The organism is Qipengyuania sp. (genome assembly GCF_048550555.1).
Lineage (GTDB): Bacteria > Pseudomonadota > Alphaproteobacteria > Sphingomonadales > Sphingomonadaceae > Qipengyuania.
In genome coordinates, this window is the sequence record NZ_JBLYYF010000046.1 from 35692 (window position 1) to 57281 (window position 21590).

19 protein-coding genes are annotated in these 21590 nt (G+C 61.4%); 6 read left to right on the plus strand and 13 right to left on the minus strand.

Annotated elements, in window-relative coordinates:
* Positions 1-290: 290 nt before the first annotated feature.
* Positions 291-1580 (plus strand): O-antigen ligase family protein, encoded by a 1290-nt coding sequence (locus ACN4E0_RS13035; protein ID WP_419568486.1) that lies wholly within the window; start codon positions 291-293, stop codon positions 1578-1580.
* A gap of 75 nt (positions 1581-1655) precedes the next feature.
* Here ACN4E0_RS13035 and ACN4E0_RS13040 read toward each other — a convergent pair whose 3' ends face one another.
* The 13 genes from ACN4E0_RS13040 to ACN4E0_RS13100 form a co-directional block, all read right to left on the minus strand.
* Positions 1656-2681, minus strand: a complete 1026-nt coding sequence (locus ACN4E0_RS13040; RefSeq protein ID WP_419568488.1) for a sulfotransferase family protein — start codon at positions 2679-2681, stop codon at positions 1656-1658.
* A 36-nt stretch (positions 2682-2717) separates the two neighbouring features.
* Positions 2718-4064, minus strand: a complete 1347-nt coding sequence (locus ACN4E0_RS13045) for a lipopolysaccharide biosynthesis protein (protein WP_419568490.1) — start codon at positions 4062-4064, stop codon at positions 2718-2720.
* Complete coding sequence (locus tag ACN4E0_RS13050; RefSeq protein ID WP_419568491.1) at positions 4061-5077, minus strand: sulfotransferase family protein; 1017 nt, start codon at positions 5075-5077, stop codon at positions 4061-4063. Before ACN4E0_RS13050 ends, ACN4E0_RS13045 begins: the two co-directional genes overlap by 4 nt.
* 17 nt (positions 5078-5094) lie before the next feature.
* Positions 5095-5967 (minus strand): glucose-1-phosphate thymidylyltransferase RfbA, encoded by an 873-nt coding sequence (gene rfbA, locus ACN4E0_RS13055; RefSeq protein WP_419568493.1) that lies wholly within the window; start codon positions 5965-5967, stop codon positions 5095-5097.
* Complete coding sequence (gene rfbD / locus ACN4E0_RS13060) at positions 5964-6809, minus strand: dTDP-4-dehydrorhamnose reductase (RefSeq protein ID WP_419568495.1); 846 nt, start codon at positions 6807-6809, stop codon at positions 5964-5966. Before rfbD ends, rfbA begins: the two co-directional genes overlap by 4 nt.
* On the minus strand, positions 6806-7849 hold the full coding sequence (rfbB, locus tag ACN4E0_RS13065; RefSeq protein WP_419568497.1) for a dTDP-glucose 4,6-dehydratase: 1044 nt from the start codon (positions 7847-7849) through the stop codon (positions 6806-6808). The genes rfbD and rfbB overlap by 4 nt, the downstream gene beginning before the upstream one ends.
* Before the next feature lie 3 nt (positions 7850-7852).
* A complete protein-coding gene (rfbC, locus tag ACN4E0_RS13070) occupies positions 7853-8410 on the minus strand; it encodes a dTDP-4-dehydrorhamnose 3,5-epimerase (RefSeq protein WP_419568499.1) in 558 nt (185 codons plus the stop codon).
* Positions 8407-9645: a hypothetical protein gene (locus ACN4E0_RS13075; protein ID WP_419568501.1), complete on the minus strand. Its 1239-nt coding sequence runs from the start codon at positions 9643-9645 to the stop codon at positions 8407-8409. The genes rfbC and ACN4E0_RS13075 overlap by 4 nt, the downstream gene beginning before the upstream one ends.
* Complete coding sequence (locus ACN4E0_RS13080) at positions 9642-11861, minus strand: GumC family protein (protein ID WP_419568503.1); 2220 nt, start codon at positions 11859-11861, stop codon at positions 9642-9644. Before ACN4E0_RS13080 ends, ACN4E0_RS13075 begins: the two co-directional genes overlap by 4 nt.
* A gap of 4 nt (positions 11862-11865) precedes the next feature.
* Entirely contained in the window at positions 11866-12555 is a 690-nt protein-coding gene (locus ACN4E0_RS13085) for a polysaccharide biosynthesis/export family protein (protein WP_419568505.1), read from the minus strand.
* Positions 12539-13888 carry an O-antigen ligase family protein gene (locus ACN4E0_RS13090; RefSeq protein WP_419568507.1) on the minus strand — a complete coding sequence of 450 codons (1350 nt, stop codon included), beginning with the start codon at positions 13886-13888 and terminating at the stop codon, positions 12539-12541. Before ACN4E0_RS13090 ends, ACN4E0_RS13085 begins: the two co-directional genes overlap by 17 nt.
* An 80-nt stretch (positions 13889-13968) precedes the next feature.
* On the minus strand, positions 13969-14250 hold the full coding sequence (locus tag ACN4E0_RS13095) for a hypothetical protein (protein WP_221600010.1): 282 nt from the start codon (positions 14248-14250) through the stop codon (positions 13969-13971).
* A gap of 163 nt (positions 14251-14413) precedes the next feature.
* Complete coding sequence (locus tag ACN4E0_RS13100) at positions 14414-15754, minus strand: exopolysaccharide biosynthesis polyprenyl glycosylphosphotransferase (RefSeq protein ID WP_419568509.1); 1341 nt, start codon at positions 15752-15754, stop codon at positions 14414-14416.
* A 301-nt stretch (positions 15755-16055) separates the two neighbouring features.
* Between ACN4E0_RS13100 and ACN4E0_RS13105 the strand changes: the two genes are divergently transcribed.
* From ACN4E0_RS13105 to ACN4E0_RS13125, 5 genes are all read left to right on the plus strand, one after another.
* Complete coding sequence (locus ACN4E0_RS13105; protein ID WP_419568511.1) at positions 16056-17276, plus strand: NADP-dependent isocitrate dehydrogenase; 1221 nt, start codon at positions 16056-16058, stop codon at positions 17274-17276.
* A 105-nt stretch (positions 17277-17381) separates the two neighbouring features.
* On the plus strand, positions 17382-19037 hold the full coding sequence (locus ACN4E0_RS13110) for a GNAT family N-acetyltransferase (protein ID WP_419568513.1): 1656 nt from the start codon (positions 17382-17384) through the stop codon (positions 19035-19037).
* 50 nt (positions 19038-19087) lie between these two features.
* On the plus strand, positions 19088-20848 hold the full coding sequence (locus ACN4E0_RS13115; RefSeq protein ID WP_419568515.1) for a cation:proton antiporter: 1761 nt from the start codon (positions 19088-19090) through the stop codon (positions 20846-20848).
* Between the two features lie 2 nt (positions 20849-20850).
* On the plus strand, positions 20851-21363 hold the full coding sequence (locus ACN4E0_RS13120; RefSeq protein WP_419568517.1) for a hypothetical protein: 513 nt from the start codon (positions 20851-20853) through the stop codon (positions 21361-21363).
* Between the two features lie 43 nt (positions 21364-21406).
* Positions 21407-21583, plus strand: a complete 177-nt coding sequence (locus ACN4E0_RS13125) for a hypothetical protein (RefSeq protein ID WP_419568519.1) — start codon at positions 21407-21409, stop codon at positions 21581-21583.
* Positions 21584-21590 lie beyond the last annotated feature (7 nt).

Sequence of the window (21590 nt, forward strand, 5' to 3'; positions counted from 1 at the left end):
AAAGGTCAACCAACCCCCCGCAAGCCCAATATCCATGCCGATTGACTTGGCGCCATCGACCATTAATGCGTCCTCGATGGATCGGTCGGCACATCATGGATAGCCTTGACTTGGGAAATTCCGCGAGGAAAGCCAGCACTCGTGCCGGATGCCCGACCCAGGTCTCGAGCCGGTCTCGCTTGTCGTCACACGGGCCGCGAGGCGGCTCCACGCATGGCAAGCGCTTCTGCAGTGTGGCTTCCAAGACCGAAACAGTTTAGATTGCACCAAGCCAACGAAACGTAGGTCCGATGCCGACTCCCAATAATCCACCTTTTGCACGCGCGGCGACGCCGTCGGCCTATCATGCGCAGAGAACCCAATTGCTGTCGCGCGGTGCTATCCAGGCGATGTTCGCCTTGCTCTACCTGCGCATCCTGGGTGCTCTGATCGACACACTGGGATATGACGTCGCCTCGAAGGCGACGACCTTCCTGATTGTCGGCTTTGTCTTTATCGCATTCCTGCTCATGCTGCGCTGGCCGCGAGAATTCTCCCTATGGCTCCTGGGCTGGTTCGTCGTCATCGGCGCATGCTTTGTGTCGATGTTTGCCAACGATCTCCTGTCTAACGCCCAGGCATGGTCCTTCATCGTGCAGATGGCACTCTACACCTGCTTCCTGCCCGTCTTTTTCCTCATGGCGCAAAGTGAGCCACGTTTCGTTCTGCGCCACGCTGACATGTTCATCAAATTTTTCATCGTGGTGGGCCTTTTGGCTTCGCTCTATCAGATCGCGTCCGGAAACGTGTTCGTCACTCAGACCGCCGCAGCTACCGAGCGAGTCTACGGAACGGCGGGCCACCCGGTCTCCTTCTCCCTGCAACTTACCTCCGCGGTGGTTATCCTCGAGGTGGTCAGGCAGCGGCTGAACAAGCCTCTGCCTTGGTTGTTCTATGGCATCGCACTTTTCACAATCGTGCTGACCCAGTCGCGCACTGCCTGGCTGGTGGTCGCATTGATCGGAGTTTTCTACGGGATCTCGCGCGTCGGCTCGACGATGAAGCCGATCTATCTCCTTATTTTGGCTGTGTTTGCCGTCGCGGTTGTCCACTTTACCGGCAGATTCGACGACCTTTCGACCTTGCCTCAATTTTTCGAGAATACCGATTTCGAAGCCGATTCGTACCAGTACCAATATGTGAACAATTCGCTGGAATGGCGAATTGCCAACTGGGCTTTGAGTTTGAATGCCGCTCTGCTCAAACCGCTCTTGGGTTACGGGCCGGGCCAGACGACCTCCGTCAGCCTCTTCGATCTCCAGATGCATAACGTCATGCTGGAGATCTTCGTCCAACTCGGCTTCATCGGCCTGTTTGGCTTCTGCCTGATGCTGTTTGGGCACTTTCCGATATTGCGCATGATTACAAGCCAGGGCGGGATCAAGCGCCTTACCGCTGTGTATCTCGGGGTGCTCCTTCTGGCGGCGACCTTCGGGACATCGATGATCTACCAAACGGTGACGATCATATTCTATCTGATGGCGTTGGGACTTGCCTGCGCCAAACCTCCGCCAACGACGGCAAGGCACCTGCCCAGCTGAGCGAATATCAAGTCGGGGTAAATGCCCCGATCTCAGTAATATTCTTTCCAAGCGGAGCCTATCACCGCGAGCCGCTTACTTACGCACCACCACTCGATCCTTGCTGGCGCCGTAGCCCATTTCCGCAAGGGTATTGCGAAACGGTTCGACCAGTTCGGGCATGAGTTCCAAGGGAGCGTACTGTTCGGTCTGCGACAGGATCGTTGTGGCATAGTTCTCGAAGACCGGATCGGGCGACAGGCCCGCATGTTGCAACATTTCGGTCAATATGGCTTCGGTCTTCACGCAAAGGTCTTCGTAGCGGATCGCCAGCACTTCGTCAGGATATTCACGACCGACTGCGGCGACTTCCCGCATGGATAGGATCCATTCGACCGCTGCCCGGTCGCGATGGTCGTCCGCCATCGTCAACTGCCTCACGAGCGGGGCGAGATCGGGATGTTCGGGCACTATCTGTTCAACCAGCAAGCGCCACTTGCGAGAGTTCCTCCCCCACCAGTCGTGAACCTGATCGCCCTCTAGATCGGTGTTGCGACGCGACCAATTCGTGACCGAAGAACAGGTATCAACTCCGTCGCGCATAATCGCGATGAAACGCGCCTTCGGAAACAGCTCTTTCACGAAAGATATGCGGAAGACGAGTTCCGGATACTTGTCGACCACGCGACGTGCCATCCCCCATCGCATGGCCCAACTGTAAATGTGCGCCAGCTGCTTTGCCATTCTCGGCTCTGCATCGCCTGAATCGAGTCGCACACGGGCCGCACCAGTCGAATAAGATCCCGCGATATCCTCTTCGCCATGAATGAAATGCCAGGCAGCCTTGGGTTCGTTCAGAAAAACGGTTTCGCCATGCATGGCAAAAAGCTTGCCGAGAACTGTCGTCCCGCTCCGCCCGGTTCCGATGACGATGATCGGTGCATCGCTCCCCTTCCGGCGAGGAAAGACCTGCGCGGCCCGGTACAGCGCGAAGACGAGGGGATTGATCCATTGGCCCCTGGTTGTCAGCGGCCGTCCTTCGATCAATGCCCAGGATACAACACGGCCTAGCAATTTACCCTTCCGTCTGGCGATCATCTCCTTGTCGATTTGCGCGAACATGGCTTTAATTCCTGAAGAGCGAATATGGATGAGGAATCATCTGGCTGCGCGAGAGCGTGTCCGGCCCAATAGGACGATGGTCGCGGAGATGATATCGCCCGAAAATCCGAGCACACGACGCGCGGTAAGCCAAGCGAATCCTCGCATAACACACTGCGCAAAGAACACGCCGAGCGCCACAGCTTCCGCCGTCTGCCAGATCGTCGATATGAGTATCGATAGCGCCCCGATAATGGTCGACCAAACTGCGATGCGCATCGCGGCAGCCTCCTGTCCACACATCGTAAGGACAAGCTCGTTCGGCCCGAAGGCGACCGCCAGTACGCCGGATGCAAGCAGGATGTACAGAGGATCGCGCGCCGCACCGAATTCGCTCCCGAATAACGAGAGCGCCGGACCGGCAAGGACTGCAAGGAGCGCTGCGGTGCAAAGCGTCGGTACGAAGGTGAACAGCGATGCCTTGACCACGTCACGGTGGACCCGGTCCATCTGGCCCGATGCGTAATGCATCGAGAACGCAGGCCCGAGGGCAATATTCTGGCTGACCAGAAATAACACTGGGATCATCGCAATCCTGTTGGCTGCGAAATACAAAGCGGCGGTTTCCGACCCGAGGAACAAGCCGACCACGATCACGTCGAGATTGCTGAACGCCACACCGGCCACAGATGCGATCCACAGAGGTGTGCGCGCGTTCCGCCAGTCCGAACCCGGCTCTGGACGCTCCTTCGCAAACGCGGCCGCGAATGCAGACGGAATCCGGTAGCGCGCCCCCATCAGTAAACCCTGCAGGATAATCAGGCTCGCGAGCACGCCTACGAGAATCGACAGCACCATCGCCAATGTCAGCGGCTTCTGGCCCCACATGAAGAACAGGGCCACCAGAATGGTCCCGCTGATAAACCTCCAGAGGATATCCTTGGGAACAAGCGCCAGAACGACATGGCGATAGGCCCGCGCCAAATGCGCCTGCATGTCGATAATTCCTGTCAGCGGCACGACAAGCAGGCCCCAGGCGATGGCGGCCCAGTGCTCCAGCCGGCCCATCAGGCCCGCAAGCACCACGCAACCCGCGAGGAGCAGGTACATCAGTGTATTACCGAATAGCGCGACGCGGAAGGAGGCACTGGTTACGCCTCCCAATCGTTGGTGGTCCCCCTTGGCGAGCGGACCGGGTACGAACCGCAAAAGGGCTATACGCTGTCCGGCGCTGGCAATGATCGAAAACAGCAGGCTCGCCGAAATGATGGTGCCCACGATACCGAAGTCGGCCGTGTCAGTCGTCCGCGCCAAGGCGATCAGGAAGAGGTACGTGACACCTGCACTGATCGCTCTCAAGGCGAGGCTGACAACCGAAGTTCGAAGGATACGCTCGGCTTTCATGCTTTCGCAAACCGCCTGCTGGCCCAGCTGCCGAGGCTACGGATGCGGCGTAGGTTCAAGGCCAGCGCCAGGCTCAGCTTGATCGGCAAGATGGCCCACCACATCCATTTGTACAGCAGGTTTGTCCCAAGCTGGCTTGGTTCGTAACCCGAGGCGATCAGTTCTTCGCCCACCGCAGCTTCGCAAATACTGATTTCGGCGGGCGACAGCGATCGCTTCCATCCACCGGTTTTGGTGGGATCGACTCCCCTAGCATCCGAAGCATCCCTTGCGTTGGACGACCCCACCTGCTGGATCTCGAGCATCGCCGGGTCGAACGCGATTTCGCAATGCTCGCAAATTATCGCCACCTGTGTTTTTGGGTCCCCGAGTACGTCCTCGAAGCGAACGGTCAGAATGCGCTCGTCATTCGCCATCGTTCGACCGAAAGCCACCCCGCTGCGCCAAATCTTCGAAATGATCAGCGGATGGTAGTTGGCCCAGCTACGCAAGGATTCCCAGAGAGGAAAATGTTCTTTCCCTCCCAGTCGCCGCCGCTTCCACTTGCCCTTTTGCGACGCCAGGACATCGCGCGGATCGCGTACCATGTTGACGATGCGGCTGTCGGGAAACCGGTCCAGAATTTCCGTCATGTAGAACAGATTGCGCGGCGTTTGATCGATGGGAACGGCTTTGCCCATGCGCGCGGCTTCTGCCCGGGTGACGTGATCGTAGACATCGGCATGGGTCACGTCGCCACGATCGGGCAGGATCGCCCGCACATCGTCATCATATTCGGGCTTTTCCCGGGCGAAGAAGTAGCCGTCGCGGAAGGTCGAAATCAGCTTGTTGGCCAGTTGCGCGGCCTTTTCGCGAGGGATTGGAGCATCGGAAACGAATTCCGCTCCCGTTACCATCTGCTCGATATAGTGCAGTTCGCGCAAATCCGCCGCATCACTGCCACCTGCGATGATGCGCGCCATCATCGTCGTGCCGCTGCGACTGTTCCCAACAATAAAAATCCGGGAGGCCATGCCTGGCTTGCCCTCCCTTAGGAAATCATGGCGCGCAAATACCGACCATAGTCGGATTTGCCAAAAAGGTCGGCCCGAGCAGTCAGGGCCTCGTCGTCGATCCAGCCATTGAGAAAGGCGATTTCATCGGGTGAAGAGACCTGGACACCCTGACGCATGACAAGGGTGCGTACGAAATTCGATGCGTCGAGCAACGAGTTGTGGGTCCCGGTATCGAGCCAGGCAAAGCCCCGGCCCATCGTCTCGACCGAGAGGGAGCCCTCGTCGAGGTAGGTTTCCAGCAGGGTGGTGATTTCCAGTTCGCCGCGGTCGGAAGGCTTCACCTGCTTCGCGCGCGCTGCGGCTTCACCGTCGAGGAAATAGAGGCCGGTCACGGCATAGTTCGAGGGCGCCACCTGGGGCTTCTCGACGATCTGGTTCGCCCTGCCCGCTTCGTCGAAGCCGACCACGCCGTAGCGTTCGGGATCGGAGACGCGGTAACCGAAGACGGTGCCACCGCTCTCGCGCTCGCTGGCCGCCTTCAAAAGGTCCGGCAGGCCGTGGCCGAAGAAGATGTTGTCTCCGAGAACCATGACCGACGGGTCGCCGGCGAGAAACTCCTCTGCCAGAATGTAAGCCTGGGCCAGCCCGTCGGGCGACGGCTGCACTATGTACTCGAGACGCATGCCCCACTGGCTGCCATCGCCCAAAAGGCGGATGAACTGCGCCTGGTCCTCGGGCGTCGTAATGATCGCGACTTCCCGGACGCCCGAGAGCATCAGGACGCTGAGCGGATAGTAGATCATCGGCTTGTCGTAGATCGGGACAAGCTGTTTCGAGATAGCCATCGTGATCGGGTAGAGCCGGGTACCCGAGCCACCGGCGAGGATGATACCCTTGCGCTGGGTCATGATTTCTCCATCAGATCGAGTGTTTCTTTCAGCGACGTACGCCAATCAGGCCGCGCGATCCCAAGGACGGCAATGTCGGAGCAATCGAGGCGGCTGTTTGCCGGCCGCGTTGCAGGTGTGGGGAATTCGTGTGTCGCAATGTCGTGCACACGCACATCCATGTTGGAAAGCCTGAATATCTCGCGCGCGAAATCGGCCCAGCTGACGTCGGGCTCGCCCGCAAAATGATAGGTTCCGCTGCACTCCCGATTTTCCACCAACTTTCCGGCCATGGCAAGACAGGCTTCGGCAATGGCCTTCGCCGGGGTCGGGCCGCCGACCTGATCCGCAACTATCCGCAGGTCCTCGCGCTCCCCGCCCAGTCGCACCATCGTCCGGACGAAATTTGAGCCATAAGGCGAGAACACCCAACTGGTCCTCAGGATGGCATGCGTGGCCCCCGCCTCGCGGATTCTGCGCTCACCGAGTTCCTTCGTCCGGCCGTAGCTGTTGACGGGAGCCACCGGATCGGACGGTTTGCGCGCATCATCGCCCGTGCCGTCGAAGACGTAGTCGGTCGAGATATGCACCAGCGGGATCGACAAGCGAGCGCAGGCCTCGGCCATCGCCCCCGGAGCGTCCCCGTTGACGACCGTGGCGAGCTCGACCTCCTCCTCCGCGCGATCAACGGCCGTGTAGGCGGCGGCGTTGATCACCACCTCTGGACGATAGTCCGCGATCACTCTCGCGCAGCCCGCCGGGTCGGACAGATCGGCGTCCGCGCGACCCAGGAACTGCGCTTCGGGCGCCAGTTCCTGCAGCTCGCACGCGACCTGACCGGTTTGCCCGAATACGAGGATCATGCCTTGGTGCCGAGCCTCTCGCCGACCCCCTTGCGGTCCTGCAGCGCGCGCCACCAGGTCTCATTGTCGAGATACCACTGGACGGTCTTCTCGAGCCCTTCTTCGACGGTAACCGACGGGCGCCAGCCCAGCTCTTCGCGAATACGGGTCGGATCGATCGCATAGCGCTGATCATGCCCCGGCCGATCGGCGACGAAGGTGATCTGTTCCTTGTACGAACCCTGGGACTTGGGACGCTTCTCATCGAGGATGGTCAGCAACGTCTCCACCAGCTGGAGGTTGGTCCGCTCGTTCTCGCCGCCGATGTTATAGCTCCGGCCGAGTTTACCCTTTTCGAGAACCAAGAGCAGCGCGTCGGCGTGGTCTTCGACGTAGAGCCAGTCGCGAATGTTGTCGCCCTTGCCGTAAATCGGAATGTCCTTACCCGCGAGCGCATTCAGGATGACCACAGGCACGAGCTTTTCGGGGAAGTGAAACGGTCCGTAATTGTTCGAGCAATTGGTCAGCACCACGGGCAGGCCGAATGTCTCGTGCCAGGCGTTAACCAGATGATCGGATGCGGCCTTGCTCGCCGAATAGGGCGAACGGGGATCATAGGGCGTTTCTTCGGTGAACATGCCCTCTGCGCCCAGCGATCCGTAAACCTCGTCGGTCGAGATGTGATGGAACCGAAATGTTTCGGGCTTGCCCGCCTTGGTCCAGTACGACCGCGCGGCTTCCAGCATGTTGAATGTGCCGGTGATATTGGTCTCGATGAAATCCGAGGGGCCGTCGATCGAACGGTCGACATGGCTCTCGGCGGCGAGATGCATGACCGCATCGGGTTTGTGTCGTTCGAAAACCGCATCGAGCGCCGCGCGGTCGCGAATGTCCACATGCTCGAAGGCGTAGGATTCGCTGCCGGACACCTCGGCCACATTGTCGAGGCAGGCCGCATAGGTCAGCGCATCGCAATTGACGATTTCATGCCCCCTGCACGCTGCAAGTCGGACGACTGCGGAACCAATAAAGCCAGCGCCGCCGGTGACGAGGATTTTCATGGGTCAGCCTTTGTATTCGAATGGGCTCGCAAAGTCGGAAAATGCGACCGCATTGCGGTCTTTTTCCGAGATCGCAGGCGTGGTGGTGTCAAGCGGCCAGTCGATCCCGACAGAATCCCACCGGACCGCGCCATCGCATTCGGGCGAATAATAGTCGGTGCACTTGTAGATGATCTCGCTGTCGGGCTCCAAGGTCATGAAGCCATGCAGGAAGCCGGCAGGAATCCAAAGCTGTCTGCCATTTTCGAAGCTCAGTTCTTCGGCGTGCCACTTACCGTGGGTCGGGGACCCAGTGCGAATGTCCACTGCAACGTCGAATATGCGCCCCCGGCCGCATCGCACCAGCTTTCCCTGCGCATGGGGAGGCGCCTGGTAATGGAGGCCACGGACGGTCCCTTCACTATGGGACAGCGAATGGTTGTCCTGCACAAACTCGGGCAAATCGAGGCCCGCTTGGGCAAGCTTGCGCCGGTTCCAGCTTTCGCTGAAGAAGCCGCGATCATCGCCGAAACGCGGCGGGACGATGACCACGAGGTCGGGAATGTCCGTTGCGGAGATCATCGGCGTGCGATCCGTTGAAGCTGGTCGCCGGCAGGCGAGGTCACCGGCGCTCGCGTGACCGGCGCGAACGAGGTCCTGACGCTGGGCTTTACTTCGACCTTCACGTTCTCCGCCGTTCCGCGCGAAACCGACAGAACCATCGACTGGATGGGACAATCTTGAGCGATCCTGACGCGGTAGGTGCCTTCTTCTTCGGCATGGAAGATGCGAGGGCGATTTTCGACGTCAGGAGTGATGCAATGAATGTCGAGCGCGACCGTCGCCTGCCGAAAGCCCGGCGTATTGGTCTGACCTGCCTTCGTGCTGACGGCAACGGCGTAAAGTCCCGGCTCGAGCACGTGCGAGCTGTGAGCGAACGACCGTCGGATCGGGTCGCGATTGGTCACCGTCAAAGTGCCCTCTTCCGTCCCCGACCTGGTAGAGAGACCCGCGCTGCGGATCAGCTTCCATGCGAATGGCTCCCAGTCCTTTTCCTCCTTCGTCCCATCGAAAGCGAAATCCCCGGTCGGGCTCTTGGCGCAGCGTGCCGGCCAGACACGCTCGAGGAAACCGGCCTTGCCACTGTTGAGCACCACCGACGCCATTTCGCCGTGGGTATGGCAACTCAGGTCGGGCTTTTCTCGCGCGACCATGGCGAAGGTGTCGATCACATCCGGGCCCAGCGGCCGGGCACTTCGTGCAAAGTGGACGAAACGACGCAAGAGATAGTCGCTCTCGGAAATGCGCGACGCGACCGCCTGCCGCCCTTCCTCGCTCTGCACGAGATAGGACAGCGCCATGTCGATCGACTGCTGGTCGAGCTTGAGCCGAGCCAGGGCATCGAGCCGGGCAGCCGCAACATCGACTTTGCCTTCCGCCACCGCACTCGCGAGAACGACCATCTGGGTATAGCGATCGCGCCAGCCACGCTTGGCGGCCGATGACAAGGCCGGGCCCGCTCGCGGATCGTCCTCTTCGGCGGCCCAAACAGCGAAATTGCTGAGGTGCGCCGCCTCCATGGGACGATGCTTGAGCAATTCCTCCAACCTTGCCCCTGCCTTCGCATGATCGGATTCGAGCGTGCTCGCGGCCACCTTGGCATCCGCGAACCCTCCCAAGCCGGCAGGCACGAGATTCGCTACGGAGCCGTTCTGCTCCGAAGCCTTGTCGAGCTGAAGAACGGCCAGGGCTGCCGCGAGAATCAGGAAAACGAGAAGCCTAAGGCCATCCGCGATCCTGCCCCCCCGCTGCGTCACCGCTCCGACCCGTAGTCGTAATAGTCGTATCCGTAGTAGGAATAGGCACCGCTGATCTTCGACGCGTCGAACTTGGTGAGAACGACACCCGAGACCGGCGCCCCGACCATGTTGAGGCGGCGCATCGACGTCTTCACCGAACCGCGCTTACCTGCAGAGGCATCGACCACGAACAGGACGCTATCGACGTGGACCGCGATTGTGGGCGCATCGGACAGACCCAAGACCGGGGGAGAGTCGAAGACCACATGATCGTAGGTCTCGCGCAACTCTTTGATGATGCCTTCGAGATCCGCCGTGGCGAGCAGCCCCGACGGTGCCGGAGGGATCGGCAATGCAGTCATGTAGAACAGGTTCGGTACCGGGCCCGGCGTTACGACGTCGCTTACCGCCATCTCGCCCGCCAGGATCGAGGTGAAGCCCGGGCGGTCCCTCTGTTCCATACGACGATGGAGGGTCGGACGGCGCAAGTCGGCATCGACCAGCAGGGTACGGCGGTTGTTGTTCGCCAGTTCGCGAGCGAGCGTGTGGGCCGTGGTCGACTTACCTTCGCTTGCCGTTGCCGAAACCACGGTCAGCGTTGCGGGCAAGCCCTCACCCGAGCTGTACCGCAAGTTTGTCAGGAGCGACTGATAGGCCTCGCTGATCGGGCTCTTCGGATCCGAAAGCTCGTCCGAAATCCTGTCTTCCTCGACCTTCGGGATCAGCGCGAGCATGGGAACGCCGAGTTTGCGCTCGACGTCGTCCGGGCTGCGCAGAACATCATCCAGCTGCTCGCGCAGGAACACGAACAACCCTGCAACGCCAAGTCCGGCGAGGAGCGCGACCAGCATATTGATTACCGGCTTCGGCGAATCCGGTGAACGCGGCGGCTCGGCGAGGTCCACGATCGAAACATTGTTCGAGGCAGCACCGGCCGTGGCGCTCAGCTGGTTGTACCGCGTCAGAAGAGCGTCGTAGAGCGCACGCGCCGTTTCGGCTTCGCGACGCAGGACGTTGTACTGCACGCCGCGATCCTGTTCGCTGAGCGCCTCCGACCTCAGGCCCGCGACGCGGCCCTGCAGCGATTCTTCCCGTTCCTTCGCCGCCTCGTATTCAAGGCGGATCGAGCGCTTGATCGAATTTCCGAGCGATTCGATCTGCTCATCAACCCGAGCGACCTGGGATTCGAGCGCCTGGACGTTCGGGTGGTCGTTGAGGTGCCGCACCCGCTCTTCTGCCAGAGCGGAGGCCACCCTCGAGCGTTCCGAGATCAACGACTGGACCGCCGAATTGCTCAGGACCTGGGGGATACTGAGAATGGGCTGGCTACGAATGCTCTCCCAGCGGTCCTGCGCCGCCACACGTTCCGAAGCAGCTTGCGAGGCGGCCTGGTTCAGCTGGACGAGCGATTCATTGGTGACCGACAGAGTGGTTTCCCGATCCGCGTTCTGGCCCTGTCCGCCGACACGGATAAGGCCCGCTTCGCGCGAATACTGGTTCAGGTCGCGCTCGCTCTGTTCGAGGTTCTTGCGCGCATCGCCAAGCTGCTGCGACAGGAATTCCCTCGCATAGGCCGAGCTGTCGAACTTTCGGGCGAGATTGCTCTCGATATAGTTGGTTGCGACCGAATTCGCGATCCGTGCGGAAATCGTCGGACTGGCACTGCCGAACGAGATCGACACGAGACGGGAATCGATCGGAAGGTCCACCTGAAGGTTTTCCTGCAACAGTTCGACAGCGAGTTCGCGGCGCAATTCCGGGAGGCCATCCTTGTCGAGCGATGCGGGATCGACATCCTCTTCGGTAGGCAACTCATGACCAAGCGCATCGAAGAACGCCGCATCGTCGGCCAGCCCTTCGCTTTCGACGACGCGCAGGGCGAGCGAGCGTGAGCGGATCACATCGGTCTGCGTGCGAAGAAACAGCTCGGCGTCCTTCGGGCTGTTATAGCTCACCGGATCCATTTCGATGATCTGGTCTTCCTGCTGCTCGATGAGCACCCGCGAACTCGCGACATAGCGCGGCACGGTTAGCAGCGTGATCACCACGCCTAGGATGAGAGCGACACCGACAATACCGACAATCGGCCAGAGGTTGCGCTGCACCGCGACATAAATCGAGCGCAGGTCAACATTGAAGAGCGCATCGTTTTCGGCCGGAGTTTCCGGCGCCCCGTGCGGCTGTCCGGCGCTGGGCGCCACCAGTGCGCCTGCCCCCGTGCTGTCAGCAACCATTGACCTAGAACCTTGTGAAAATGTTGAAAATGGGAGCGGCGCGCAAGAAGTCCTGATAGATTCCCCTCACGGCGCTGAAACCGACGACGATCCGGTCTCCCCCGAGAATTTCGGGATCCGGAACGCGCCCTTCCCTGATATGACGGAGATTGAAGACGGCGCCATACTGCTCGCCATCGATCTGCCGGAAAACGATAACTTCGTCGTCCACCGCGGTGATGGTCGGGCCCTTGGCACGGGCGATGGCTTCGAGCAACGAGGATGTCCCGGCAATCTCGTAAACCCCGGGTTCGGTAACGCTGCCTTCGACAACGACGCGTTGCGCCGCAGAACTCACCACGCCCACGACGACTTGAGGATCGCGGATGAAACGCGCACCGAGGCCGGTTTCAAGCAGTTCGCTCAACTCGATGGCGGTCTTGCCGGCGGCATCGACTTCGCCAACCAGCGGAAAGTTGATCGTTCCCGACGCGTCGACCTGCAGCGTTTCGAATGTCAGCTCGGGCTCCTGGAAAACGCGGACCGAGAGCGTGTCCAGCACGCCGATACGGTAGTCGGGCGGGCCGCGCTCGGGGTCCTGCGGAGGAATAATTTCGTAGGCGGCATCACCTCGCGCGAGGTCCGCCCCGGGATTGAAACAGCCCGCAAGCAGCCCAAGGCAGAGCAACGGGAAGAGACTACGGATTTTTGGCAAGATTCAGACCCCGAGAATTTACATTCGCTGTTGCTAACACAGCGGCGAAACAGGCAACAAGACTCCACATGGCATAATTGCGCAGGGGATAGTCAATCAGTGACTGGAGCGCGATACACAGCAGCGCCAGCGCGGAGAAGCCGGCAAGCTTGCCTCCATCGCTCCCTCGGGTTCGCCACCATGCAACACCCAGCCACGCGAGCCAGATAAGGACAATCAAAATCCCCGGCAATCCTGCCTCCAGCGAGATTTCCAGGAAATCATTGTGCGCCCGCCCGGCTTTCGGCGCAACGAGCGTTTCGAGGGACTCGTCAATTTGGAACACTTCGTCAAAAGTTCCCATCCCGCTCCCCACCGGCCAGTAGCGCCCCGCCGCAATGAGCGTGTCGGCCCACATAGCAGGCCGCGTATCCTCGAGATTCTCGAACCGCTCGAAGGTCTGCAACGTCCGCGCGTTCGTGGCCAGCAATCCGATGGCCAGGGCGAGCGCAATCGCGAAGGCACCCATGAGTGCCGGCTTGGGGCGCCGCGGAGACAAACGCCGGTACCAGAGAGTTCTGGCGCCCAAAACGAGCAGAACCAGAAGCAGAAGCGCCAAGCTCGAGCGCGATTGGGTAAGCACACAGCCGAGGCTCAAGAGCACGCCCGCCACCCACATCATCCACTTCCGGCGAACGAAGAATTCGCTATCCGCCACTGCGGCCAGCGCACAAAGCGAGAGAACGAAGAACAGTCCGGCAGAATTGTGGTTGGCGAAGAAACCGTAGAGCTGACCATACACCAGATTCGGATAACCGAAGAAGGAGACGTTCCCGAGAATGATCTGAAGGCCGCCGACGAGGAAATGCGCGAGCCCCAGGCCCACCACTACCAGAAGCAGCGACTCCCTCTTGCGCTTTCGGTCGAGATCGAGTGCAAGGAACACTCCCAGCGGAACGAGAAGCGCTGCAAGCGCGCCCAGAGTACGCCCCCTGTCCAGCGACAGAGCGAACCACTGATCGCCTGCCGCGACCAGACCTCGCGCCTCGACCGCCAGATCGCGCCCGGGCAGCGCTTGCCAGAGGACCGCGGGAAGAGGAACCAGCTGGAGCAGGGGAAGCGCGATCGTCGCCGCGACCAGGATCGCAAACACACCGCCATAGCGACGAGACAGCGGGTCGCCACGGAAAGCGAACCAGCAGACGGCCAGCAAGGCACCCAGGCCGACGAGCAAATTGCCAAACGCGGCATGACTGCCGCCACCGCCGAAAACCACGGCTACAACCAACAGGAAAAGCGCCGCCCATCCGAAAGGAAAGCGCCGCCCGCCTCTAAGCTCCGACCGGTTTTTCAACGCCGAGCTCCGCATGCATCAGGCAAATAAAACCCCGCCAATCACCGATTGGCGGGGCCTTATTTTAGATTGGATCTAGCTTATGCGCCCGACGAACGGTCGTCGTCGCTCGCTGCGGCGATAACGCCACCGATCACTGCCAGACCGGCGATGATCGCGATAACGAGGCCGGTACCACCGAGCTCGCTCTTGTTCTTCTTGGTCAGCGTCGAACGTGCAACGTCACCACTGACGCTCGAAAGCTTAACCGGCTGAACAGCGACGTTGGAAGCGTCGGCTGCACGGGTACCGGCAGTGGCAGCAACCGAGGTGGTCGCCATGGCGACGGCACCGAGGCCGGCAAGAAGGCGGCTGGTCTTCATTTTTAGTCTCCTAAGTGTTCTTCTTCGCGAGAATTCAATGTCTGGCTAGCAGCGATTCGAATAAGGCGCAACCGGTTAATTCCTTGTTACACCGTATTTTTACAACCTCTGCATGCAACGGCCCGTCTCTTTGGAAAGTACCTTACGCCACCCGCCCCGCAGGTCAATACGCATTTGGATGCACCAGAACCTTGGCAGTTGCGAAGATGATCGTCACGTCCCGCCAGATCGACCAGCTCCGGATATACTCGAGATCGGCCTCGAGGCGGTCCTTCAGGTGATCTTCGGTTTCGGTGGCGCCGCGGTGACCGCGAATTTGGGCCAGCCCGGTCAGCCCCGGCTTGAGCGCATGGCGCTGCCAGTAATCCCGATGGACTTCCCAGAAGAGCTTTTCGCCGGCCTGCGAGCCCAATGCATGCGGGCGAGGACCGACAATACTCATTTCCGAACGCAGAACATTGAATAGTTGCGGCAGTTCGTCGATCGAGGTCTTGCGGATGAAGGCCCCCACCCGCGTGATGCGATCGTCATCGCGCGAGGTCGAGCGCGCACCCTTGCGATCGCCCCTTTCATGTCGCATCGACCGGAACTTGAGCATGTCGAACAGGCAATTGTGTGCCCCCATCCGCTGCTGGACAAAGAATACCGGCCCGCCGTCCTCGAGCTTGATCAGCAAGGCGACCAGCAGCATGACCGGGCTCAGCACGATGAGCGCCGGTACCGTAATGGCCAGATCCATGACCCGTTTGATGATGCGCGCATGAAGCGCGAGCGGCCCGGTCGATACCACCAAGAACGACTGCCCGCCCTCGCGCTCGAGCGCGATGGCGCCCAGTTCCTGCAGCGCGTAGGAAATGACTTCACCGCGAACGCCCGCCCCGCGCATCACGCTGGCCCATTGCGATCGCTGATCGACCGCACAGCTGACGACGACGCGGTCCATGCCGCGCATCAGCCGCCCGATTCGATCGAGACTGTCGGGCGATGTGTGGGCGCCCGAGATGTCGAAGTCTTCCGCATGGACGACCTGAGCCCCGCGAAACTCCACCTGCGGGCCGCCGTCCATCACCACCAGCACCGAACTCACGCTCGGCCCATAGACGCGGCGCAGGCCATAATGCAGCCCGGCACGGAACAGCGACATGCCGGAAAAGGCCAGGATAAGCGCCAGCGACAGCATGACGCGCGAGAATTCGGTAGCCGCCTTGGCATAGAAGATCATCACCATGCACAGCATGGCCGAAAGCACCAGGGCCACGCCGACCTGGCCGATCGCATAGCGGATCTCGTCGAGCGCGCGGATCGAATAGCACCGCTGATGTACTGCGATCACCAGGAAGATCGGAAGGAACGCCCAGCCCATCGCCATGGCCAGTTCGTGCGGCCACTGATTGCGATACAGGCCGCCCGCGGCAACGAAGCTGCCGAGCAGGATCAGCGTATCGGCCAGCAGCATCAACAGATACAACTGGATCCGCCGCCCCTCCATGGCCGGCCGGCTCATCGCATGGGAAACATTCTCGAGATACACGTTCTTCGCTCCGCCCTTCTCTATCCCGGGGGGTATGGACGATCATGCGACGTCGCAGTTTTCGTTCGACGCAAGCTCCGCGCGGGACGTCCTTAATCCTCATTAGTCATTCCGTGCAACGCGAATTGGCAATTTGCGTCAAAGTGAGACTGTTGCATCGACACGACGTGGCTTCGAGCTGCCGGCCCCCGCTCGACTTGGGCGACGCTCCCTTGCTCCCTCCTGCCTGTCTGCTATGGCGCGCCCAACTCACCTACGAACGAACAGGAAACCCATGGCGAAGATCAAGGTTGCGAACCCGGTCGTCGAGCTCGACGGCGACGAAATGACCAAAATCATCTGGCAGTGGATCCGCGAGCGGCTGATCCTGCCCTATCTCGACGTCGACCTTAAATATTACGACTTGTCGATCGAGAAGCGCGACGAGACCGACGACCAGATTACCATCGATGCGGCGAATGCCATCAAGCAGTACGGCGTCGGCGTGAAATGCGCCACCATCACGCCCGATGAAGCGCGCGTCGAGGAATTCGGCCTCAAGAAGATGTGGGTCAGCCCCAACGGCACGATCCGCAACATCCTCGGTGGCGTCGTCTTCCGCGAGCCCATCGTGATCGACAACGTCCCCCGCCTCGTGCCTGGCTGGACCGACCCGATCGTCGTCGGCCGCCACGCCTTTGGCGACCAGTATCGCGCCAAGGACACGCTGATCCCCGGCAAGGGCAAGCTGCGCCTCGTCTTCGAAGGCGAGGATGGCGAGAATATCGACATCGACGTGTTCGAATTCCCGAGCCCGGGCGTCGCGATGGCGATGTACAATCTGGACGACTCGATCCGCGACTTCGCGCGCGCCAGCTTCCAGTACGGCCTCGACCGCAAGTGGCCGGTGTACCTGAGCACCAAGAACACCATTCTCAAGAAGTACGATGGCCGCTTCAAGGACCTGTTCCAGGAAGTGTTCGACGCCGAGTTCAAGGCCGATTTCGACAAGGTCGGGATCACCTACGAACACCGCCTGATCGACGACATGGTCGCTGCCGCGCTCAAGTGGAGCGGCAAGTTCGTCTGGGCCTGCAAGAACTACGACGGCGACGTCCAGTCGGACATCGTGGCGCAGGGCTTCGGCTCGCTCGGTCTGATGACCAGCGTGCTGATGACGCCCGACGGCAAGACCGTCGAAGCCGAAGCGGCGCACGGCACTGTCACCCGCCACTATCGCCAGCACCAGCAGGGCAAGGCGACCAGCACCAATCCGATCGCGAGCATCTTCGCCTGGACGCGCGGCCTCATCTATCGCGGTCGCTTCGACAACACGCCCGACGTGGTCAAGTTCGCCGAAACGCTCGAGCGGGTCTGCATCAAGACCGTCGAAAGCGGCAAGATGACCAAGGATCTCGCGCTGCTGATCGGCCCGGACCAGAGCTGGATGACCACCGAGCAGTTCTTCGAGGCGATCGTCGAGAACCTCGAGAAGGAAATGCAGGCCTGGGCCTGAAACCCTTCGACTGCTGGGTCATTACCCAGATAAGCCAGATCAGCGGGGTCGGCGAAAGCCGACCCCGCATTTGTTTGGGGTCACACAAAAATAGGCGGGGTTGGAATGGCCAAGCAGGCAGCAAAGAAGCGCAGCATCCGTCGCAAGGGCGCGGAAAAGTTCGGCCAACGCCGGCTCGAAGTGCGCAATGCGATGATCAAGGACATCCGCGGCATCGCCGATCTGGTGCGCCGGGTCTACGAGGACATGCCCGCCTATACGCACGGCGAGATCCGTGGACAGATCAACAATTTCCGCGATGGTTGCTTCGTCGCGCTGCTCGATGACGAAGTGGTCGGCTATTGCGCCACCATGCAGTTGGCGGAGGCGCTCGCCTTCCAGCCGCACGACTGGGACGAGATCACCGGCAACGGCTACGGCAGTCGCCACGACCCCACCGGCGACTGGCTCTACGGCTACGAGATGTGCGTCGATCCGCAGGTGCGCGGTGTGCGGATCGGACGGCGCCTTTACGAAGAACGCCGCGCGCTCGCCGAGGAGAAGGACCTGACCGGCATCGTCTTCGCCGGTCGCATGCCCAACTACCGTCGGCTCCGTCGCCGCGTCGACAACCCGCAGGATTATCTCGATAAGGTCGTCGAAGGTAAGCTCCACGACCCCGTGCTGCGCTTCCAGCTCGCCAACGGCTTCGAGCCCGAGCGGATCATGGAAGGCTATCTGCCCGAGGACAAGGCCTCGATGTCCAACGCGGTGATGATGGTCTGGCGCAACCCCTATGTCGAGCGCGACCAGCCGGTGAAGAAGCGCCTGCCGCGCGGCGTCGAATCGGTCCGCGTAGCGACCTGCCAGCTCCAGGCGCGCGCCGTAGCCGATTACGGCGAATTCCTGCGAACCGTGCAATATTTCGTCGACGTAGCAAGCGATTACGAGGCAGACTTCATCCTCTTTCCCGAACTCTTCACGCTGATGCTGCTGAGCTTCGAAGAGAAGGAACTCTCGCCCGTCGAGGCGATCGAGCGCCTGTCCGAATATACGCCGCGCATACGCACGGACATTTCCGAAATGGCGATGCGCTACAACATCAACGTCATCGCCGGTTCGCACCCGACGCGGATGGAGGACGGCGACATCCACAATGTCGCCTATGTCTGTCTGCGCGACGGATCGATCCATGCGCAGGAGAAGATCCACCCGACGCCCAACGAGCGATACTGGTGGAACATCAAGGGCGGCGACAAGGTCGAGGTCATCCAGACCGACTGCGGCCCGATCGGTGTGCAGATCTGCTACGACAGCGAATTTCCCGAACTCTCCCGCCGCCTGGCCGACGAGGGCGCACGGATCATCTTCGTCCCCTTCTGCACCGACAGCCGCCAGGGCTATCTTCGTGTGCGCTACTGCGGGCAGGCGCGTGCGATCGAGAACCAGTGCTTCGTCGTGCTGTCCGGGAATGTCGGCAATTTGCCGAACGTCGGCAATATGGACATCCAGTATGCCCAAAGCTGCATCCTCACGCCCTGCGACTTCCCCTTCGCGCGGGACGGCGTGGCGGCCGAGGCGAGCGAGAATGTCGAGACGCTGACCATCAGCGACATCAACCTCGCCGATCTCAGCTGGGCGCGCGCCGAAGGCACGGTGCGCAATCTCGCCGACCGGAGATTCGATCTCTACCGCATCGAATGGGACGAAGACGGCAAGCATCCGGGCAAGCCTCGCCCGCGGCGCGAGCCCCTGGGTCCTTCGCATGCCGGTGGCGGTTAGGCTGCGCATGCGTCGTGACAGCGCGACGTCGCGCGGTTACGGGTCACAACATGGCATCGGCTGAACTCGCAAGCCCCGCAATCTCGGACGCGCTCGTCATTCTCGGCGCGGCGGGGCTCGTCATCCCCGTCTTCACGCGCTTTCGCGTAACGCCGATCATCGGCTTCATCCTGATCGGCATCGCCGTCGGGCCCTATGGCCTCGGGCGGCTGGTCTTCGAGCACCCCTGGCTGAACTACATAACCATTTCCGATCCCGAGGCGCTGGATCCCTTCGCCGAGTTCGGGATCATCCTGCTGCTCTTCACAATCGGTCTCGAACTCAGCTTCAACCGTCTGTGGAAAATGCGAAAACTGGTCTTCGGGCTCGGGGCCATGGAGCTGTTGGTGATCGGCTCCTGCCTCGCCATCGCGCTGTCGATGATGGGCCAGTACTGGACCGGCGCCCTCGCCCTCGGCTTTGCCCTCGCCTTCTCTTCGACCGCGATCGTGCTGCCGATCGCCGGCACCCATTCGCCCGTGGGCCGTGCGGCGCTCTCGATGCTGCTCTTCGAGGACATCATGATCGTTCCGATCATCTTCGTCCTCGGCGCGATGGCGCCCAATGCGGGGGGCGAAGGCTGGGAAGGCATGCTCACCACACTGTGGCAGGGCGGGCTGGTGATTGCGGCGATGATGATCCTCGGACGCTTTGCCCTCCCCCGCCTGTTCGGGCAGGCTGCGCGCACCAAGAGCCCCGAGCTTTTCCTCGCGGCATCGCTGCTGGTGGTGATCGGCGCCAGCCTGGCTACTGCGGCCGTCGGACTCTCGCCGATCGTCGGCGCACTCATCGCCGGGCTGCTGATCGCGGAAACCGAGTATCACGGCGAAGTCGAGACGATCATGGAGCCCTTCAAGGGGCTTGCTCTGGGGATATTCCTGATCACGGTCGGCATGAGCATCGACCTCGCGACGATCTGGAACAATTTCGGTCTTATCGCCACCGCGGTACTCCTGATCCTGCCCTTCAAGGCGCTCGTGACCGGCGTGCTTCTGCGGCTGATGGGTGCCCGGCGGAGCACGGCGGCTGAAACCGGCATCCTGATGGCGAGCCCGTCGGAAACCACCCTCATCATCCTCACAGCTGCCAGTTCGGCCCTGCTGATCCAGCCGGGTACGGCGCAATTCTGGCAGATCGTTACCGCCATCGGGCTGACGGTGACTCCCCTGCTCGCCCGTCTCGGACGAGTGATAGCGCGGCGCGTCGAACCGATCCCAGACGTTCCCGAGGCCGTTGGCAACGAGCCGCGAGTGATCGTCGTCGGCGCCGGTCGCGTCGGCCTGCTGATCGCGCAAATGCTCGACGCACACGACAAGGATTACGTGGCGCTCGACGCCGATCCCGACCTGATCGAGAGCGCCAAGCGCCGCGGTTTCCGCGCGGTCTTCGGCGATGCGGCACGCGGCGATTCGATGGATCGCCTGGGCGTGGAAAATGCGCTTGCGGTAGTCCTGACGATGGACGAACCGGTCCTCGTGCAGCGCCTCGTCACCAAGCTGCGCAAGGAATACCCGGATCTCCTCATCGTCTGCCGCGCACGCGACATCCAGCATGCCGCCGAGCTCTATCGCGCGGGTGCGAGCCATGCCGTCCCCGAAACGCTCGAGAGTTCGCTGCAACTCTCGGAGGCGGTGCTGGTCGATATCGGCGTCGCGATGGGGCCGGTGATTGCTTCGATCCACGAGAAGCGCGACGAGTTCCGCGAGCAGATCGAGCAGGAGGGAGCGCTGTCCTACAAGCCCAAGCTGCGGACCAGCACAGCCGAGGCCTGACCATGGCGCCGGTCCTCGAAACGCGCTCGGACTGCAGCCGCTGCGCCGCGCTGTGCTGTATCGCCTACCCTTCCGAGGAGATGCCAGGCTTTTCCGCTGCCAAGGAAGCCGGCCAACCCTGCCCAAAGCTCGGGGCGGACGGGTGGTGCACGATCTACGCGCGGCGGGCCGAGGAGGGCTTTGCAGGCTGCATTCGCTTCGAGTGTTTCGGCGCGGGCCAGCATGTGGTCCAGACGCTGTTCGACGGTCGCGACTGGCGCGATGACGAGGCGCTGCTCGGTCCGATGGTCGATGCCTTCCTCGCCATGCGGCCGGTGAGCGACCTTGCCTATCTCGTCGATCGGGCGCTTGGGGTCTCGCCGGCCGACCCCACCCTGTCAGAGTTGAAAGAGGAACTGGCGGATATCGCTCGTTCGCGCGAAACGCTCGCCGATACCGCGAGGATCGCGCGCGCCGGGCAGGCTGTCAGGCGCGCCTACACCTCGCTCGATCCGGCCGGCCTGCAAAAATCTTGAACTTCTTCCCACCCCGGTCGTTGACTGGGTGAAGGAGAAAAACATGAGCAACCCCGACCCGACCGAGCCGACTCCCAACAGCGAGAAGTTCAAGCCGCAGAATGTCCAGGATCCGGTCGGCACCGCCGAGCCGCCGAGCGCGAATGCCGACAAGCCTGCCGACACGAAGGGTCAGGACATCCCGCGTGGCAGCGAGCCCGAGGTCAGCCGTCAGGGCTAACTCAGGC

What these genes read in the sequence shown, in the direction of transcription:
- ACN4E0_RS13125 (WP_419568519.1), top strand. Translation starts at nt 21,407, where the DNA reads ATGAGCAACCCCGACCCGACCGAGCCGACTCCCAACAGCGAGAAGTTC.
- ACN4E0_RS13095 (WP_221600010.1), bottom strand. Translation starts at nt 14,250, where the DNA reads ATGAAGACCAGCCGCCTTCTTGCCGGCCTCGGTGCCGTCGCCATGGCG.
- ACN4E0_RS13100 (WP_419568509.1), bottom strand. Translation starts at nt 15,754, where the DNA reads ATGAGCCGGCCGGCCATGGAGGGGCGGCGGATCCAGTTGTATCTGTTG.
- ACN4E0_RS13045 (WP_419568490.1), bottom strand. Translation starts at nt 4,064, where the DNA reads ATGAAAGCCGAGCGTATCCTTCGAACTTCGGTTGTCAGCCTCGCCTTG.
- ACN4E0_RS13035 (WP_419568486.1), top strand. Translation starts at nt 291, where the DNA reads ATGCCGACTCCCAATAATCCACCTTTTGCACGCGCGGCGACGCCGTCG.
- rfbD (WP_419568495.1), bottom strand. Translation starts at nt 6,809, where the DNA reads ATGATCCTCGTATTCGGGCAAACCGGTCAGGTCGCGTGCGAGCTGCAG.
- ACN4E0_RS13050 (WP_419568491.1), bottom strand. Translation starts at nt 5,077, where the DNA reads ATGGCCTCCCGGATTTTTATTGTTGGGAACAGTCGCAGCGGCACGACG.
- ACN4E0_RS13110 (WP_419568513.1), top strand. Translation starts at nt 17,382, where the DNA reads ATGGCCAAGCAGGCAGCAAAGAAGCGCAGCATCCGTCGCAAGGGCGCG.
- rfbA (WP_419568493.1), bottom strand. Translation starts at nt 5,967, where the DNA reads ATGACCCAGCGCAAGGGTATCATCCTCGCCGGTGGCTCGGGTACCCGG.
- ACN4E0_RS13120 (WP_419568517.1), top strand. Translation starts at nt 20,851, where the DNA reads ATGGCGCCGGTCCTCGAAACGCGCTCGGACTGCAGCCGCTGCGCCGCG.
- ACN4E0_RS13040 (WP_419568488.1), bottom strand. Translation starts at nt 2,681, where the DNA reads ATGTTCGCGCAAATCGACAAGGAGATGATCGCCAGACGGAAGGGTAAA.
- ACN4E0_RS13080 (WP_419568503.1), bottom strand. Translation starts at nt 11,861, where the DNA reads ATGGTTGCTGACAGCACGGGGGCAGGCGCACTGGTGGCGCCCAGCGCC.
- ACN4E0_RS13105 (WP_419568511.1), top strand. Translation starts at nt 16,056, where the DNA reads ATGGCGAAGATCAAGGTTGCGAACCCGGTCGTCGAGCTCGACGGCGAC.
- rfbB (WP_419568497.1), bottom strand. Translation starts at nt 7,849, where the DNA reads ATGAAAATCCTCGTCACCGGCGGCGCTGGCTTTATTGGTTCCGCAGTC.
- rfbC (WP_419568499.1), bottom strand. Translation starts at nt 8,410, where the DNA reads ATGATCTCCGCAACGGACATTCCCGACCTCGTGGTCATCGTCCCGCCG.
- ACN4E0_RS13115 (WP_419568515.1), top strand. Translation starts at nt 19,088, where the DNA reads ATGGCATCGGCTGAACTCGCAAGCCCCGCAATCTCGGACGCGCTCGTC.